Annotated in this window: 13 protein-coding genes; 3 read left to right on the top strand and 10 right to left on the bottom strand. The window is 65.9% G+C overall.

Annotation, left to right across the window (positions count from 1 at the left end):
- Positions 1-149: 149 nt before the first annotated feature.
- The 8 genes from LNV23_RS05675 to LNV23_RS05640 all read right to left on the bottom strand — a co-directional run bounded on the left by LNV23_RS05675 (position 150) and on the right by LNV23_RS05640 (position 8174).
- Entirely contained in the window at positions 150-935 is a 786-nt protein-coding gene (locus tag LNV23_RS05675; protein ID WP_263562085.1) for an ABC transporter ATP-binding protein, read from the bottom strand.
- 103 nt (positions 936-1038) lie between these two features.
- Positions 1039-1809 carry an ABC transporter ATP-binding protein gene (locus LNV23_RS05670; protein WP_263562084.1) on the bottom strand — a complete coding sequence of 257 codons (771 nt, stop codon included), beginning with the start codon at positions 1807-1809 and terminating at the stop codon, positions 1039-1041.
- A 128-nt stretch (positions 1810-1937) separates the two neighbouring features.
- Positions 1938-2789: an alpha/beta fold hydrolase gene (locus tag LNV23_RS05665; RefSeq protein ID WP_263562083.1), complete on the bottom strand. Its 852-nt coding sequence runs from the start codon at positions 2787-2789 to the stop codon at positions 1938-1940.
- Positions 2786-3910, bottom strand: coding sequence for a branched-chain amino acid ABC transporter permease (locus LNV23_RS05660; RefSeq protein WP_263562082.1), 1125 nt, complete (start codon positions 3908-3910; stop codon positions 2786-2788). Before LNV23_RS05660 ends, LNV23_RS05665 begins: the two co-directional genes overlap by 4 nt.
- A 20-nt stretch (positions 3911-3930) precedes the next feature.
- The gene (locus tag LNV23_RS05655) at positions 3931-4893 is read right to left on the bottom strand and encodes a branched-chain amino acid ABC transporter permease (RefSeq protein ID WP_263562274.1); all 963 of its coding nucleotides are present in this window, start codon (positions 4891-4893) and stop codon (positions 3931-3933) included.
- 97 nt (positions 4894-4990) lie between these two features.
- Positions 4991-5791, bottom strand: a complete 801-nt coding sequence (locus LNV23_RS05650) for an ABC transporter ATP-binding protein (protein WP_263562081.1) — start codon at positions 5789-5791, stop codon at positions 4991-4993.
- Positions 5788-6561, bottom strand: coding sequence for an ABC transporter ATP-binding protein (locus tag LNV23_RS05645; protein ID WP_263562080.1), 774 nt, complete (start codon positions 6559-6561; stop codon positions 5788-5790). Before LNV23_RS05645 ends, LNV23_RS05650 begins: the two co-directional genes overlap by 4 nt.
- Before the next feature lie 479 nt (positions 6562-7040).
- Entirely contained in the window at positions 7041-8174 is a 1134-nt protein-coding gene (locus LNV23_RS05640; RefSeq protein ID WP_263562273.1) for a substrate-binding domain-containing protein, read from the bottom strand.
- Between the two features lie 451 nt (positions 8175-8625).
- Between LNV23_RS05640 and LNV23_RS05635 the strand changes: the two genes are divergently transcribed.
- The gene (locus tag LNV23_RS05635) at positions 8626-9777 is read left to right on the top strand and encodes a serine hydrolase domain-containing protein (RefSeq protein ID WP_263562079.1); all 1152 of its coding nucleotides are present in this window, start codon (positions 8626-8628) and stop codon (positions 9775-9777) included.
- Between the two features lie 19 nt (positions 9778-9796).
- Here the strand turns inward: LNV23_RS05635 and LNV23_RS05630 are convergent, their stop codons facing one another.
- Both LNV23_RS05630 and LNV23_RS05625 read right to left on the bottom strand, forming a co-directional pair.
- The gene (locus tag LNV23_RS05630; RefSeq protein WP_318023208.1) at positions 9797-11329 is read right to left on the bottom strand and encodes a sigma-54 interaction domain-containing protein; all 1533 of its coding nucleotides are present in this window, start codon (positions 11327-11329) and stop codon (positions 9797-9799) included.
- 213 nt (positions 11330-11542) lie between these two features.
- On the bottom strand, positions 11543-13819 hold the full coding sequence (locus LNV23_RS05625; protein WP_263562078.1) for a TonB-dependent receptor: 2277 nt from the start codon (positions 13817-13819) through the stop codon (positions 11543-11545).
- A gap of 670 nt (positions 13820-14489) precedes the next feature.
- On the opposite strand from LNV23_RS05625, the gene LNV23_RS05620 reads away from it, so the two are divergent.
- Both LNV23_RS05620 and LNV23_RS05615 read left to right on the top strand, forming a co-directional pair.
- Positions 14490-15248: an Lcl domain-containing protein gene (locus LNV23_RS05620; RefSeq protein WP_263562077.1), complete on the top strand. Its 759-nt coding sequence runs from the start codon at positions 14490-14492 to the stop codon at positions 15246-15248.
- A gap of 217 nt (positions 15249-15465) precedes the next feature.
- The gene (locus LNV23_RS05615; RefSeq protein WP_263562076.1) at positions 15466-16278 is read left to right on the top strand and encodes an alpha/beta hydrolase; all 813 of its coding nucleotides are present in this window, start codon (positions 15466-15468) and stop codon (positions 16276-16278) included.
- Positions 16279-16290 lie beyond the last annotated feature (12 nt).

The following is a 16290-nucleotide window of genomic DNA, read 5'->3' as shown; positions in this document are numbered from 1 at the left end:
GGGCTGTCAGAGAAAGGCAACCACAGAGGCACAGAGGCACAGAGGAAACCTGAGTCCTCAAGCCAAGCACTGATTTCCATGCACATCTCTGTGCCTCCGTGCCTCTGTGGTTGCATTTGAATTGAGCTGAGTTGCGAGTCTCGGAGTCCTTACACACTGAGCAACTCATCCAGCTTGGCCTGCTGCGCGGCCAGCTCGGAAGCGGGGAATGACGCCACCACCTCGCCATGCTCGACGACGATGAAGTGGTCGGCCAGCGGCGCGGCAAAGCGGAAGTTCTGCTCCACCATGACGATGGTGAAGCCCTGGGCCTTGAGCGTGGTGATCATGCGCGCCAGGGCCTGCACGATCACCGGCGCCAGGCCTTCGGAGATCTCGTCCAGCAGCAGGATGTCGGCGCCGGTGCGCAGGATGCGGGCCACGGCCAGCATCTGCTGCTCGCCGCCGGAGAGCCGGGTGCCGGGGCTGTTCTTCCGCTCGGCCAGATTGGGGAACATCTCGTAGATCTGCGCCTCCGAGAACAGGGCACCCCGGGCGCTACGCGCCTCCCCGCCGAGCGGGGGTGTCTCGCCCTTGGGGCGGCCCGGCGGGCTCGACGGCGTGGCACGTCGCCAGGAATTCAGCAGGGGCGGCAGGCGCAGATTCTCCTCGGTCGTCAGCGAGGCAAAGATGCCGCGCTCCTCCGGGCAATAACCCAGGCCCAAGTGGGCGATGCGGTGGGTGGGCAGGGCGATGGTCTCCTCGCCGTGCACACGGATCGAACCCTGGCGCCGCCCGGTCAGGCCCATGATGGCGCGCAAGGTGGTGGTGCGGCCGGCGCCGTTGCGGCCCAGCAGGGTCAAGACCTGACCCCGCTGCACGGACAGATGGATGCCATGCAGGATGTGGCTCTCGCCATACCAGGCATGCAGGTCACGGATCTCCAATGCATTCATGTCAGCCCCTCGTCCGATGAGACCATCGGCCGATCCCCCGAGGGGATGCGGGCCCGCTTGGGGCGGCCCGGCGCTGGGCCCGAAAAGTTGCTAGACATCGTCATCAATGTGCTCCCTGCAACTCGGTCGCCTCGGTGCCCATATACGCCTCCAGCACGGCGGGGTGGCGCGAGACTTCGGCGTAGTCGCCCTCGGCCAGCACCGAGCCGCGCGCCAGCACGGTGATGCGGTCGGCAATGGTGCTGACGACCTTCATATTGTGTTCAACCATCAGCACGGTGCGGCCTTCGGCCACGCGTTTGATCAGGGCGGTGACCCGGTCGACATCCTCGTGGCCCATGCCCTGGGTCGGCTCGTCCAGCAGCATCAGCGCCGGCTCCATGGCCATGGTGGTGGCGATCTCGAGCGCGCGCTTGCGCCCGTAGGGCAGATCGCCGGCCTTGAGACCGGCCATCTCGCGCAGGTCCACCAGCTCCAGCAGGGCGAGCACGCGTGCATCCAGCTGCTTCAGGCCGGTCAGGCCCCTCCAGAAATGGAAGCTGGTGCCGGTGAAACGTTGCAGGCCGATGCGCACGTTCTCCAGCACCGTCAGGTGCGGAAACACGGCCGAGATCTGGAAGCTGCGGATGACGCCGCGTCGGGCGATTTCGGCCGGGCGCTCGCCGGTGATGTCCACCCCGTTGAACAGGATCTGGCCGCGGGTCGGTTCCAGGAACTTGGTCAGCAGATTGAAGCAGGTGGTCTTGCCCGCCCCGTTGGGGCCGATCAAGGCATGGATGGCGCCGCGCGCGACTTGCAGGTTCACCCCGTCCACGGCGGTGAAGCCTTTGAAGTCCTTGCCCAGACCTCGCGTTTCAAGAATCAGTTCGCTCATCGTCAGACGTTCGCCGGTTCATTCAGGGTGGGGTCGATTCGAGCGTAGCAGCAGCGCATGTCCGCTGGTGCAGCGGCCGGTGCCGCTCTGCTGCGTAGATACCCGCATGTCCGACCGTCTTGAGTCGTTCATGCCTGCACCCCGTCGGCGCGCAAAAAGCGCTCCACCAGATTCAGCTGCTCCGGCACATTGAGGGCCGGCGCATGGCCGCAGCCGGGGATGGTGACCACGGCGGCGGCCGGGCCGCGCTCGCGCATGGCCTGCACCGTGCTTTCCAGCAGCAGGTCGGAATGCTCGCCGCGCAGGCACAGCACGGGCAGGGCCAGGCTGTCCCAGGCGTCCCAGAGCAGGTAGTCATCCGGGTGGTGGGTGAACTGCAGGGCCATGGCCGGGTCGTAATGCGGGGTGACCCGGCCATCTGGCAGGCGGCGCACCGAGGTCTCGGTCAGCTGCCGCCACTGGTCGTCGCTGAGCCAGCCATAGGGTTTGTAGACGCTGCGGAAGTACTGCTCCAGCTCGCTGACGGTGGCAAAGGCCGCCGGCTGGCCGGCATAGCTGCGGATGCGCTGCAGCGCTTCCTCGGCCAGCTGTGGGCCGTTGTCATTGAGCACCAGGCGACGGATGCGGCCGCGCAGGCGGGTGGCCGCCGCCAGCGTGCCGATGGCGCCGCCCATGGAGGTGCCGACCCAGTGGAATTCCTTCAGGCCCAGCTGGTCCACCAGGGCTGTGGCCTGTTGCACATAGAAAGCCAGGCAGTACTCGGTGGCTGGCGCCGGGCTCCACTCGGAGAGGCCGCGGCCCAGGGTGTCCGGGCAAATGACGCGGTAATGCGTGGACAGGTGGCGGGCCAGCTCGTCCATGTCGCGGCCGGTGCGGGCCAGGCCGTGCCAGGCGATCACGCATTCACGGTGCTCGCTGCCCCATTCGGTGTAATGCAGCTCGCGGCCTTCGCAGCGCAGGTAGTGGGAGCTGGGGTTCATGATGAGGACACCTCCGCCGATGTGGCTGTCTGCTGGTGAGCCCGCAGAGCAGCCGCCAGGCGCAGGCGCCCGACGATGCCGCTGGGGAAGTGGTACACGGCCAGCACGAAAAGAATGCCCAGCCAGAGCAGCCAGCGGTCCGGCGACACCAGCTGCGAGAGCAGGGGCACGCCCTGCAGCGCGCCTTCGCCCAGGCGCAGCAGGTCTTGCAGATAGTTCTGCGCCAGCACGAACACCAGACTGCCCAGCACCGCGCCGTAGATGGTGCCCATGCCGCCGATGACGACGATGAGCAGGATGTCCAGCATGATCTCGAAGGACATGGCCGTGTCCGGCCCGGCGTAGCGCAGCCAGATGGCCAGCAAGGCGCCGGCGCTGCTGGCGAACAGGGCGGCCAGCACATTCGACAAGGTGCGGTAGACGACGGTGCGGTAGCCGATGGCCTCGGCCCGGAACTCGTTCTCGCGAATCGCCTGCAGCACGCGGCCAAAGGGCGAGTTGACGATGCGCAGCAGCAGCAGCACCAGGCCCAGCACGGCGAAGAACAGCAGGTAGTAGCTGAGCAGGCGGCCGTCAATCGTCACGCCCAGCAGCGGCTCTTCCAGGTACTCGGTCGAGGCCTGCAGGGCGGCGGGTAGCTTGAAGTTCAGGCCGTCCTCGCCGCCGGTGAAGTCGGAGAGCTGCGAGGCCAGGGTCAGAAAAGCCGAGGCCACGGCCAGGGTGATCATGGCGAAGAAGATCGCCTTCACGCGCAGGCTGAAGAGCCCGATCACCAGGCTCAGCAGCAGCGACAAGGCCAGGCCAGCCGCCCAGCCCGTGGCCAGCGCCGGCCAGCCCGCGCCCATGCGGCTGCTGGCGATGGCAATGCCGTAGGCGCCGATGCCGAAGAACATGGTGTGGGCAAAGCTGACGATGCCGGTGTAGCCCAGTAGCAGGTCGTAGCTGGCCACCAGCACGATGAAGACCAGCACTTTCGCCGCGACATTGAGCGCCTTGGTCGAGGGGAAGATGAAGGGCAGCAGGGCCAGGCCCAGCACGCTCAGGCTCAGCAGCAGGGCCAGCCAGCGGCTGCGCGGCAGGTCGTGCGACAGGAGGTTCTTGAGGGAGAAGGAGGAATGCATGGCTTGAGGTCCCTGGCTGTTCAACGCTGACCCAGCGGGTACAGGCCTTGCGGCCGCCACATCAACACCGCCACCATCAGGCCGATGTTGGAGAACAGGGCCAGCTTGGGCGCGAGGAAACCGGTGTAGTTGGCCAGCAGGCCGACCAGCAGGGCGCCGACCAGGCAGCCCACGGTGGAGCCCAGGCCGCCGATGATGATGACGATGAAGATCAGCACATTGACCTGTGCGCCGATCTGCGGCGTCACGCCTTGCTGGTACAGGCCCCACATCACGCCGCCCAGGCCGGCCAGGGCCGAGCCGCCGACGAAGACCGCCACAAAGAGGCGCCGCACGCGGTAGCCCAGGCTCTCGACCATCTCGCGGTCCTGCACGCCGGCGCGGATCAAGAGGCCCAGCTTGGTGCGGTTGAGCAGCCAGAGCAGGGCCAGCAGCACGGCCAGGCCGGCAAGCACGGCGACGATGCGGAACTTCTCCACCGCCGCCTCGCCCAGCAGCAGGGAGCCGCGCAAACCCTCGGGCAGGGGCAGGGGAATCATCTGCGCGCCCCAGACCACCTTGAGCAGCTCCTCGCCGATGATCATGCCGCCCATGGTGATGAGGATCTGCTTGAGGTGCAGGCCGTAGGCCGGCCGCACCAGCACGCGCTCGAACAGCAGGCCCACCGCGCCCGCCACCGCCATGCCGGCGCTGCAGGCCACGGCCACGGCGAAGAGATTGGCGCCCAGGTGAGGCGTCTCGGTGAAGCTGCTCATGGCGCCCAGCACCGTGGTGGCCATGAAGGCCCCGAGGGCGATGAAGACGCCGTGGCCGAAGTTCAGCACATCCATCAGGCCGAACACCAGGGTCAGGCCCGAGGCGATGATGAAGATGATCAGGCCCATGGCCAGGCCGGCGATGGTCAGCGTCAGCCAGGTGCTGCCGCTGCCGACCAGGGGCAGGGCCAGCAGGGGCAGGGCGGCCAGCAGCCAGAGCGGCCGCATGTCGAAGCGGGCCTTGGGGATGGCGGCGGCATCCGCCGCGGAAGGGAGGGTGCTCAGGGTCTCAGCTTGTGTGCTCATTCGGCCGGTCCTCATTTTTTTATTGGTGAGCCGCCAGGCTCAGGCCCAGCAGGCGCTGCTGCAGGGCCTCGTCCTCGGCCAGGGCCTGCATGGCGCCGGCGTGGACGACGCGGCCGTTGTCCATCACCGCGACCCGGTCACCCAGGGCGCGGGCCACCATGAAGTTCTGCTCGACCAGCAGCACGGTAGTGGGGGCCTGACCGTGTTCACCACCGCGCTTGAGCTCACGCAGCGCCTCGATCAGGTTCAGGATGATGGCGGGCGCCAGGCCCTTGCTGGGCTCGTCGATCAGCAGCAGGCGGCGCGGTTCGATCAGAGCGCGGGCGATGGCCAGCATCTGCTTTTGCCCGCCGCTGAGCTTGCCGGCCGGGTAGAGCCAGAACTTCTTGAGCGCGGGGAAGTGGCCGAACAGCCAGTCCAGGCGCTGCCCATCCAGCTCGCTCAGTCGGCGCGCGCCGCGCGCGGCCAGCAGCAGGTTCTCGGCCACGCTGAGGTCGGCAAAGATGCCCATGTTCTCCGGCACATAGGCAATGCCGCGCTGGGCGATCTCGGGCGTTTGCGCCGGCTCGCGCGGGCTGCTGGCGCTGATGCGCTGGCCGTCGAAGTCGATGCGGCCCTGGCTGGCTTGCCACAAGCCCATGATGGTGCGCAGGGTGGTGCTCTTGCCCGCGCCATTGCGGCCCAGCAGCATGGTGACCTGGCCGGCCGGCACCTCCAGATCCACGCCGTGGAGGATGTGATACGCGCCGATGTGGGTGTGAACGCCCTGCAGGGTCAGCAGCGAAGTGGCGTTAGTAGTTGCGGCCGTATTCGTGCTCATGCGCTGGCGCCTTCCATCTCTGCCGCGGGCAGCGCCGCGCCGAGGTAGGCGTTCTGCACGACGGGCGAGGCGATCACGGCGGCGGGTTCGCCATCGGCCACCAGCTGGCCGTTGTGCAAGACGATGATGCGGTCGGCCAGCTCGCGCACCACGTCCATCTTGTGCTCGACCAGCAGGATGGTGTGCTGGCCCTGGGCTTTCAGCTCGCGGATCAGGTCCAGCACCACGGGCACTTCGTCCACGCTCATGCCGGCGGTCGGTTCGTCAAACATATAGACCTTGGGTTGCAGGGCGATCAGCAGGGCCACTTCGAGCTTGCGCTGGTCGCCGTGCGGCAGGCTGGCGGCCGTGGCCTGGGCGCGCGTTTGCAGCCGCACGCGCTCGACGATGGCCATGGCCTCGTCGATCAGGTCCTGGTGCTGCAGCCAGACCGAGAACATGCGCAGGCCCAGGCCGCGCCGAGCTTGCACGGCCAGGCGCACGTTCTCCAGCACGGTCAAGTGCGGGAACAGCTGGGTCAGCTGAAAGGCCCGACCCAGGCCCAGGCGGGTGCGGGCCGGCGCGGGCAGGGTGGTCAGGTCGAGGCCGTCCAGCCAGACGCTGCCGCTGCTGGCTTTCAGCTGGCCGGAGATGAGATTGAAATAGGTGGTTTTGCCGGCGCCGTTGGGGCCGACGATGGCGGTGAGGGTGCCCGGCTGGAAGCTGCAAGACACCGCGTCAACGGCCTTGTGGCCGCCGAAGTGGATGGAGAGGTTTTTGGTTTCAAGCACGGGGCTTTGTCCACGAAGTTGTTTTGATCAGAGCGCGGAATGCTCGGCTACTGCGCGGCTCCAAGCCGTCGTTGCGGGTCCCCCCGCGAATCCTCACGTAGCGCTGCTACGTTCCGGTTCTCGGGTCCTCCCGCCTCGGCCAGAGGCCTCGTCCTTCGGCAGGCACCAACAGTCCTCAGGACTGTTGGTGTCCGGCCTCAGCGCCTAGCCCAAGGTTCGATCTCGGTGAGTGGCGTGGCGCACGCCAAAAGCTTGCTGTACTGACTTGCGGTGGCGGCCCGTTAGGAACAACCGGGTTCGGAACGCCCATCGTTAGCGCCCGAGGCGTAGCGAGCGGCTTCAGGACTAGGCGCGGGAGGACCCGTGAACCGGAACGTAGCAGCGCTACGTGAGGATTCGCGGGGGGACCCGCAACGACGGACTGGAGTCGCGCAGTAGCCGAGCATCCGGCGCTCCAATCGAATCAGCCTAACAACCCATCACCGCTGATTCCGAATCGGCACATTCATCTCTTCGGCTTTGATCTCTCGTACGAGTTCCGGGACCCCCCACGCAAACGCCGGATCCACCTTGATCTTGAAGTGATACATCGCCTGCATCGCCTGGTGATCCTCGGGCCGGAAGGTCATCTTCCCCTTGGGCGTTTCAAAACTCATGCCTTCCATGGTCTTGATCAGCTTGTTGGTGTTGGCGTCGCCGCCGGTCTTTTTGAGTGCCTCCACCACGGCGATGGCGGCCGTCATGCCGCCGGCGGTGAAGAAGTCGGGCGGGGTCTTGAACTGCTTGTAGTGGTTGGCGACAAGCCACTCATTGACCGGGTTCTTGGGGATGCCGAAGTAGTAGTACGCAGCGCCTTCCATGCCGGGGAACTGCTTGTAGGCCGTCATGGCCGGCAGGATGTTGCCGCCGGTGGCGATCTCGATGCCATAACGCTTCAAATCCAGGTCAGCGATCTTGAAGGGGTTGCCCACGCCGGCCCAGAGGATGAAGACGACTTTGCGGCCGGGCTCGTTCTTGAGCTTGTCGATCAGGCGCTGGGCACCGGCGGTGAAATCGGTGGTCGTCGTGGGCAGGTATTCCTCGTGGACGATGCGGGCCTTTTTGATCGCGTCGCGGAAGGCCTTCACGCCGTCGCGGCCGAAGGCGTAGTCCTGCGCCAGCGTGGCAATCGTGACGCCGGCTTTGTCCAGGGCGACGGCATTGGAGATCGCGTCTTGCGAGGAATTGCGGCCGGTGCGGAAGATGTATTTGTTCCACTTGTCGCCGGTGATGGAGTCGGCCACGGCCGGCTCGACCAGCAGGATCTTTTTGTACTCCTCGGCCACCGGCAGCATGGCCAGGGCCACGCCCGAGGCGGTGGGGCCCACGGCCAGATCGGCCTTGTCGTCACCATAGGCCGTAGCCAGCAGGTTCTTGCCCACATCGGGCTTGCCCTGGTCGTCTTTCTCGATGACCACGATCTTCTTGCCGCCCACCGTCATGGTGCCGCCGGTGGCGTAGTCCAGGCCCATCATGAAGCCGGTCTGGGTCTGCTTGCCGTAGGCTTCCAGCGGGCCGGTCTTGCTGTAGATCAGGGCGACGCGGACTTCGCCCGCTGCAGCTTGGGCGGCCATGGGCGATGCCAGGGCCAGCCAGCTGCAAGCGCCGATCAGGGCCAGGCTCGCCGCGCGGCGGGGGATGAGGAATTGAGGGCTGGGGGGCATGATGAATCAGGTCTCCGGTTGTGGTGCTGCCTTGTTGGGTCTGCGCCCGGGCTTGATGTCCATCATGGTGCAAGGCCCGTGCCTGCGGCAGGGCAGTGGCAGCTGCAGAGCGCCCAAACTGGCGTAAACCCCGAGTTGGCAGGCGCCATAGGCCTCGCTGTAGCGTCCTACCATGGCGCGGCTCGAGGCCTGGTTCCCTAAGGGTCAGGTCTTGCCCTGTTCGGAAGCAGGGCTGGGGCGCAGGCACTTTGGCTGAAGCCTGGACAAGGTGTATGAATTTCAAACAGCCATATGGAGCTGTCTGCTCGCCAGACACAGGCCGGCTGTGCCGACGGGCGCAGCCGGGAGCAAGGAGCCCACCATGAACCCTTCACCGCAACGACGCCAGCTCTTGCAGACCGTGCTGGCCGCCGGAGGCCTGGGCTTGGCCGGCCGCGCAGGCGCCGCGCTGGCCCGCACCTCGCCCTCGGCCGCAGCCCTGGACCGCGTGGATGCCTACGCCCAGCAATGGTTGCGCGACCAGCAAATGCCCGGCCTGGCCCTGGCCCTGGTCCAGGACGGAGAGCCCATCTACGCGCGCGGCCTGGGCTGGGCCGATGTGGGACAGCAGCGCCCGGTCACCGAAGACATGCGTTTTGCCATTTGTTCCATTTCCAAGCCCTTGCTGTGCTGCGCCGCGCAGCTGATGGTGGAAGACGGGCAGCTGCGCCTGGACCAGGGCCTGGCCGGTCTCTTCGACGGCCTGCCTGTGGCCTGGCAGGCCATCACCTTGCGCCAGCTGATGCAACATACCTCCGGCCTGCCCAAGAACGTCGACTTCGGCGACCCTGAGGTGCAGGCCCTGTTTCCGCGCAACTACGGTGAGGCCGAATGGTTGCCCATCGTCATGCGCCAGCCCTTGCTGAGCCCGCCCGGCCAACGTTTCCTGTACAGCAATGTGGGCTACAACGTTCTGGCCAGCGCCATCGGCCGGCTGGCTGGCCGGCCCTATGAGCAGGTGCTGGCGCAGAAGCTGTTCGAACCCCTGGGCATGAACAGCTCTCGCCTGATGCAGCCCGCGCCCGGCTTTGCCGACATGGCGGCCCCGCATCAGCGTGGCCCAGGCGGTGCGGTCGTCGACATCGGGGCCGAGCAGCCGCCGGGCGTGCGCAGCTGGATGGCGGCCGGCTGCGGCGGCTTTGAAATGAACCTGCGGGACATGATCCAGTGGGAGCGCGCCCTGCAAGGTTGGGGGCCGTTCAAGCCCTATCGACGCGTGTTCGAGAAGCTCTGGGCCCAGGGCGTGCGCACCGACTCGGGCGACAGTTATGGCCTGGGCTGGAGTTTCAAGCGCGGCCCGGGCGGCCCGCTGCATTGCTGGCACGAGGGCCAGAGTGAGGGCTTCTCGGCGCGCTTCGAGCGCTTCCCTGGCCTAGGCCGTGCCGTTGTCGCCCTGGGCAATCTGGGTGACTTCCAGCCCGCCGGGCTGAGTCGTGCGGTGCAGGATCTGGCCTGGAACCCCAGCTACCGTTGAACCCGCCGCGCCTGCTTCCTCATTCCTGCGTGAGCAGAGGCAGCTTGTCGTAGAGCGAGGCACGCGACATGCACAGCAGCTTGGCCGCGGCGAACTTGTTGCCGCCGGTGGCGCGCAAGGCGGCGCGCAGGGCGCTGCGTTCCAGCTCGGCGATCTGCTCGGCCAGGGGGCGCAGCAGGCTGGCGTCATCAGGGCTGTGGGCAGGCGGGGCTGCCGGCGCCGGTACCGGGCGCAGTTCGCTCCCCGCGAGGGCCACGTTGCGGCCCGTCGTATCTGTGGCAGGCTTCAGATAGGGCGCCAGCTGAGCAGCCTGCAGCAGCATCTCGTCGCCCATCAGGCAGGCCAGTTCCAGGACATTGCGCAGCTCGCGGATATTGCCGGGCCATTCCTGCTGCATCAGCAGCTCCAGCGCATCGGGCGCCAGGCTGCGCGAGGCCATGCCGGCGCGCCGCACGATGTCCTCCAGCAGGGCTTCGGCCAAGGCTTCGATGTCGTCCAGGCGCTCGCGCAAAGCTGGCACGCGCAGGGGCAGCACATTGAGGCGGTAGTACAGGTCGGCACGGAACTCGCCGGCCGCGACCATGGCGCCGAGGTCTCGGCTGGTGGCGGCGATCACGCGCACATCGACCGGGATCACGGTGTTGCTGCCCAGTGGCTCCACTTCCTGCTCCTGCAACACGCGCAGCAGCTTGCTTTGCAGCGTGGTCGGCATGTCGCCGATTTCGTCCAGGAAGAGGGTGCCGCCGTCGGCCAGCTTGAACTTGCCCTCGCGGCCCTTGCGGTCGGCGCCGGTGTAGGCGCCGGGGGCGACGCCAAAAAATTCGGCCTCCAGCAAGGTGTCGGGTACGGCGGCGATATTGATGCTGACCAGGGGCTTGTGCGCGCGCCGCGAGGCGGCGTGGATGGCATGAGCCAGCAACTCCTTGCCGGTGCCGGTCTCGCCCAGCAGCAGCACGGTGGAACTGCTCAGCGCGGCGCGGCGGGCCTGGCGTTTGACTTCCAGCGCCGGGGCGCTGCTGCCGATGAAGCTGGCGATGGTGTGCTTGGAGCGGCGGTTCTTGCTCTGCTCGGCGGCCAATTGGCGGCGGGTGTCGTCCAACTCCTGCTGCAGCCGGCCGAACTTGGAGATCAGCGGCTGCATGGTGGTTTCGGGGTGGTCCAGCAGCACCAGGCCGAGCGCGCCGATCACTTCACCGGCCTCGTTGCGCAGCGGCAGGCGGGTCACCAGAAAAGTGCCGGCCCGGTTGGTCAGCAGGTCGATCAGCATCGGCTTGCCCGAGGCGATCACTTGCGGGATCAAGGTATTGGGCACCACCTCCTCGACCGGCCGGCCGACGAATTCCGTCTCGTCACCAAAACCCAGGGCCGGCAGAAAGCGCTTGTAGCCCTCGCTGATCCAGACGATGCGGTGCGAGCGGTCCACCACCATCATGCCCTCGGTGGCCTGGGCCAGCACATCGAACAAGGACTGCGCAGCCATGCGCAGCACGCCGTCGGCATCGGCGGGCAGTTCGGGGATCAGGGAAGCGTTCTTTGAAGCTGCGGCAGGCATGGTTGGCGGGCGAGGTTGCAGCAATGTAGCAGCCCCGCCCTGAGGCCAAATCAAGGTGGTGGGCACGCGGACAAGCGCGTGAGTTTTCGTAGCGAGCCGCTGTCAGGCGAGGCTGAGCCCGGACAGGCCAAGTCCTGAGGACTCGGCCTGCCTGGCGAAGGCCGAGGGCTCTGCCCGAGGCGGACGGGGCGCAGTAGAAAAATCACCTGCTTGTCAGAACTTGTAGCCGACGCCCGCCGTGATGGTGCGCGGCGCACCGTAAAAACCGCTCAGCACGCCCAGCGAGGCGATGTTGTAGCCGTCCGTGCGGTAGGCCTTGTTGGCCAGATTGCTGCCTTGCAGGGAGAAGCTCAAGCGCTCGGTTTTCTCCCAGATCATGCCGGCCGAGACCAGGCCGTAGGCATTCTGGGCGATCACCTCGCTGAGGTCGGTGGTCGGGTAGACCTTGGTGCGGTAGTTCAGGCCCAGGCGGGTCTTGAGCACGCCGCCCAGGGGTACGCCGGTGCGGTACTCGATGTTCAGTGCGCCCTGGAATTTGGGCGTGTTGCTGAACTTCTTGTCCTTGGCCACGTTGACGCCGCGGTCGATGTACTCGTCGTACTTGGCGTTCACGTAAGCCACATTGCCGCTGATGGACCAGGCCGAGTCGGGGCGCCAGGCGAACTCCACTTCCGCGCCCTGCACCGTGGCCTGGCCGGCGTTGGTGAAGTCACCGAAGAAGCTGGGCACGCCGTTGGCGGCGGTGTAGGACGTGAAGATGGACAGCTGCACGTTTTTGTACTTGTTGTGGAAGACGGCGCTGTTGATCTCCAGGCGGCCGCCGTCGAGCACGGTCTTGGCGCCCAGCTCCAGCGAGTCCAGGGTCTCGTCGTTGAAGGGCTCGGCCGAACGCGGCACTGCTGTGGCCTGGGCGCGCACGTTGTAGCCACCCGATTTGAAGCCGCGCGAGGCACTGGCGTAGAGGTTCGTCGTGCCGCTGAGCTTGTAGTCCAGGGACAGCTTGGGCGCAGTGTTGCTGACTTCGCGGGTCTTGTCGAAGTCGGCCGTGGCGGCGGTCACCTGGCTGAAGGTGGCGTCCTTGAAGCCTTGGTTCAGCACGCGCGCGCGCTTGCTTTCCTTGGTGTAACGCAGGCCGGTGCTGAGGCTGAAGGCCGGGCTCAGGCGCCAGCTCCAGTCGGCATAGGCCGCTTTGCCCTTGGTGTAGACGGTGCCGTTGGTGCTGCCGAAGAGCAGGTTGAAGAAGTTGTTCAGCACCGTGCCGCCGGCTTCGCCGTCGAACTGGTAGAGGCCCAGCACGCCGGCGTGGCCGCTGCCGCTGTCGTAGCTGAACTGCAGCTCGTTGCTGGTTTGCTTGTCGGCATAACGGGCCAGCACATCGGCGGTCTTGGCGGGCAGGCCGTCGAAATCGATGCCGGTGTTGGTCAGGCCGCGGCGGTTGGCGTGGACGAACTTGGCCGTCCACTCGTTGGACAGGTTCAGCGTCGCCGTCAGCGAGTGGCCGCGCGTGTCGGTGCTGTTCTGGTTGGCCATGCCGGTGGCGATGTCGTAGTTGCTTTCCACCGGCGGGTTGGCGTTCAAGCGTTTGAAGCCGCGCATGCCGGACTCATCAAGCGCCCGGTCGGCGCTGAAGACCACGGTCAGCGGCATGTCCTTGGCGTAGTAGCCCACGGTGGCGCGGGCGGCCGTGGTGTCCTGGTTGCTGACATCGCTGCCATCGGTCAGGTTCTTGCCATAGCCTTCGCGGTTCAGGCTGGCCACGGCGAAGCGAGCGCGAATCTGGCCGTCGGCCGCCGAGCCACCGACCGAGCCCTTGAAATTGGCCTGGCCGTAGTTGCCGGTCGAGAAGCTCAGCGAGCCCTCGGTCACTGTGCCCAGCGGGCGCGACACATACTTGATGGCGCCGCCGATGGTGTTCTTGCCGTAGAGCGTGCCCTGCGGGCCGCGCAGCACTTCGATGCGCTGCACATCGAACACTTCCAGCAGCGCGCCCTGCGGCCGGGCCATATAGACATCGTCCAGATAGATGCCCACGCCCGGGTCCACGCCCCAGAGCGGGTCGGCCTGGCCGACGCCGCGGATGAAGGTGGTGATGGTGGAGTTGCTGCCGCGCGCGGCGTACACGGTCAGGTTGGGCACCTGGCCTTGCAGGTCGCCGAGGTTCTTCACATTGAGCGTTTCCAGCGCGGTGGCGCTGAGGGCGGTCACGGCCACCGGCACATCGCGCAGGCTTTCCTCGCGGCGGCGGGCGGTCACCTTCACGGCTTCGAGCTTGTTGGTGCTGGCTTCTGTTGCTGCAGTTGCTGCTGCTGAGTCGGCCTTCGCAGCGTCCGCACTGGTCTGCGCCTGGGCGCTCAGCGGCAAGGTGAACAGCGCGGCCATGGCCAGGCTCAGCGGCGAGAGGCGGATCTGGCCATGGGCTTGCTGCTCATGCTCGCTGCGGGCGCATGAACTCTGGGTGGTCTTGGCGGTGGTGGTGGTGGTGAAGCGCATCGGTTTGTCTCCGTGGGGTGGCTTGCTTGCTTGTGATCTAGGTCTGGCTGCTGCAGCTGCAAAAGGAAAAAGGAGCGGCCGTGCTCTTCTTGGCTCGGCTCGTCGGTTTGTTGTTGCTGGTTGCCGTGGAATGAATCGAACGGTGGCTCGATCCAGGGACCCACAGAACAAACGGCTGCAGCGACGCACTGCTTCTGCAATAGCTGTGCCCATGAAGCGGGCACGCGACCCAGACTGGTGCAAACCACTAGTCCAAATGGCCCTTCAGCCTCCCTGCTGGGGTGTTTAGAGCACGGCTTTGGGGCTTGGAAGGGGCGCAAACGACGCGAGCGGGCGTGAGGTGTTGCGCAAAGCGAGGTCGGCCGACTGGATGGTGACTTTTTTTTAGACAGTGCCGGTGGCGGAAATGTCCAAAAAACAGGCGATGGATGATGTTTGGACGAAGTGAGTGCGCCCCATGGTCATGCGTCTCGACCGGGCGTACAGGACCAGCCTCATACAATCCGGCGCGAGTTAAAAGCAGCAAGTCGCTTGAACTTGCAGAGCAAGAGGGAACACATGACGTCGATCATGTCCATCTTGTCGCCGGGCACTTTGTGAAAGCGAGTGCAGATCTAAGAGGGGCTCGCACCGTGGGTTGCTAGAGCCACACAGAGGGAGTTGAAGAGAGATGAAGACCAACAAGAAGTTCCTGGCCGCCATTGGCCTGGGCATGGGTATGGCCTTGGCCGCGTTGCCGAGCGCACAAGCGGCCCTGCAAGGGCGTGATCTCGACCCAGCCAAGGCTGGCTTCGAGGCTTACTACGACACGGAACTGAACATCAGCTGGCTGGCTGATTTCGGCGCGGTCCGCAGCTTTGAGGCCGACGGTCGCCTCAGCTGGGACGGGGCGCAGAGCTGGATTGCCCAGCTCAATACCCAATCGCTTTACGGCTTCAACAACTGGCGCCTGCCCAAGGTCACGCCGGTCAACGGCCAGGCTTTCCGCTACGGCAACAGCAACAATGGCAGCACTGACTACGGTGTGGCAGCCACCGGCCAAGGCTGGGGCAAGGCTTCAGAAATGGGTCATCTCTACTATGTGACCCTGGGCAACAAAGGCTACTGCACGCCGACCCTGGCCGGCAATGATGCTTGCACCATCCAACCAGGCTGGGAAGACAAGAACTTCGGCCCCTTCACTGGCTTGTCGACCTTTGTGTTCTGGTCTGGCACCGAGCTGCCGAACCGCTCGAACCAAGCCTGGTACTTCTATGCCTACTACGGCAATCAGTACTACCAGAGCAAGGACCAGCAGTACTCGGCCTTGGCCGTGCGCGACGGCGATGTGCTTTCGCAGCCTGTGCCTGAACCCCAGAGTGCGCTGCTGATGCTCGGCGGTTTGCTGGCGCTGGGCGCCTTCGCACGGCGCCGCTTGGTATCGCGCTGAACCCCAAATGACAGGCCGGCGTCGCATGCCACCCGCTGCGCCCTGTCTTCTGCGGCATGGCCCCACTTCGTACAGCTTGGAGACTCCGCCGATGAAAGAAGCTTGCTTCCTCCGCCCCGTGGTCAGCGGACTGCTGAGCGTGATGGCCTGTTTGCCCCATGGTGCTATGGCGAGCCCCGGTCTTGCGGACGTTCAAGTCGCAGTCGCTGCGAGCTCAATGCCCAGCAAACCCTATGTCATTGCTCAGACCCACGCCCTGCATTCCCAGGTCTTGAACGAGGCGCGCGAGCTCAACATCATGCTGCCCGAGGGCTATGCCGAGCATCCTGAGCGGCGCTACCCGGTGATCTATCTGCTCGATGGCGGGCAGCAGGAAGATTTCACCCACATGGCCGGTGCCGTGCAGTTCGCCAGCTTTCCCTGGGTGGAGCGGCTGCCGCCGGCCATCCTGGTGGGCATCGCAAACACCGACCGCAAGCGCGACATGACCTTCAGGCCGGCGCCGGACTATGCCTTGCCCAAGTGGCTGCAGGCCTACAGCGAGGCCTACAAGACCGCGGGCGGTTCTGAGCAGTTCATCCGTTACCTGGAAACCGAGGTGCAGCCCTTCGTGGCGCAGAACTTTCGCACCGGGCCCGACCGAATCTTGATCGGCCAATCATTGGCCGGCCTCCTGGCCACCGAGGTGCTGCTCAAGAAGCCGGCCTTGTTCAATCACTACGTGATCATGAGCCCCAGCCTGTGGTGGGATCAGGGCTCCTTGCTCAAGCAAGCGCCGCAGTGGTTGAAACTGCAGGGCCAGGACTCAGGCAGCGGCGTTCGCAAGGTCTACCTGGCCGTGGGCAAGGAAGGCCCGGAGATGGAGCGCGACACGCGTGCCCTGGCCGCGCTCATTGGCCAGCAGCGGCCCGCACAGCAAGAGCTGGTCTTCGATTACCTGCCTCGAGAGAACCACGGCAGCATTCTTCACCCGGCGGCCTTGAGCGCCTTCGCGCACTTTTTCGCTGCGCAGAAGAAGAAGGGCCGCTAGGTGCAGTGCCAG

The sequence above is a fragment of the Kinneretia sp. DJ1R-11 genome, assembly GCF_025717595.1.
In the GTDB taxonomy this organism is placed as follows: domain Bacteria; phylum Pseudomonadota; class Gammaproteobacteria; order Burkholderiales; family Burkholderiaceae_C; genus Paucibacter_A.
This window is presented reverse-complemented; position numbering and strand designations above follow the sequence as displayed.

Coding starts and splice junctions, on each gene's coding strand:
- LNV23_RS05660 (WP_263562082.1), bottom strand. CDS start 3,910: ATGCATTCCTCCTTCTCCCTCAAGAACCTCCTGTCGCACGACCTGCCG.
- LNV23_RS05625 (WP_263562078.1), bottom strand. CDS start 13,819: ATGCGCTTCACCACCACCACCACCGCCAAGACCACCCAGAGTTCATGC.
- LNV23_RS05630 (WP_318023208.1), bottom strand. CDS start 11,329: ATGCCTGCCGCAGCTTCAAAGAACGCTTCCCTGATCCCCGAACTGCCC.
- LNV23_RS05665 (WP_263562083.1), bottom strand. CDS start 2,789: ATGAACCCCAGCTCCCACTACCTGCGCTGCGAAGGCCGCGAGCTGCAT.
- LNV23_RS05635 (WP_263562079.1), top strand. CDS start 8,626: ATGAACCCTTCACCGCAACGACGCCAGCTCTTGCAGACCGTGCTGGCC.
- LNV23_RS05655 (WP_263562274.1), bottom strand. CDS start 4,893: ATGCGGCCGCTCTGGCTGCTGGCCGCCCTGCCCCTGCTGGCCCTGCCC.
- LNV23_RS05675 (WP_263562085.1), bottom strand. CDS start 935: ATGAATGCATTGGAGATCCGTGACCTGCATGCCTGGTATGGCGAGAGC.
- LNV23_RS05640 (WP_263562273.1), bottom strand. CDS start 8,174: ATGGCCGCCCAAGCTGCAGCGGGCGAAGTCCGCGTCGCCCTGATCTAC.
- LNV23_RS05615 (WP_263562076.1), top strand. CDS start 15,466: ATGCCCAGCAAACCCTATGTCATTGCTCAGACCCACGCCCTGCATTCC.
- LNV23_RS05650 (WP_263562081.1), bottom strand. CDS start 5,791: ATGAGCACGAATACGGCCGCAACTACTAACGCCACTTCGCTGCTGACC.
- LNV23_RS05670 (WP_263562084.1), bottom strand. CDS start 1,809: ATGAGCGAACTGATTCTTGAAACGCGAGGTCTGGGCAAGGACTTCAAA.
- LNV23_RS05620 (WP_263562077.1), top strand. CDS start 14,490: ATGAAGACCAACAAGAAGTTCCTGGCCGCCATTGGCCTGGGCATGGGT.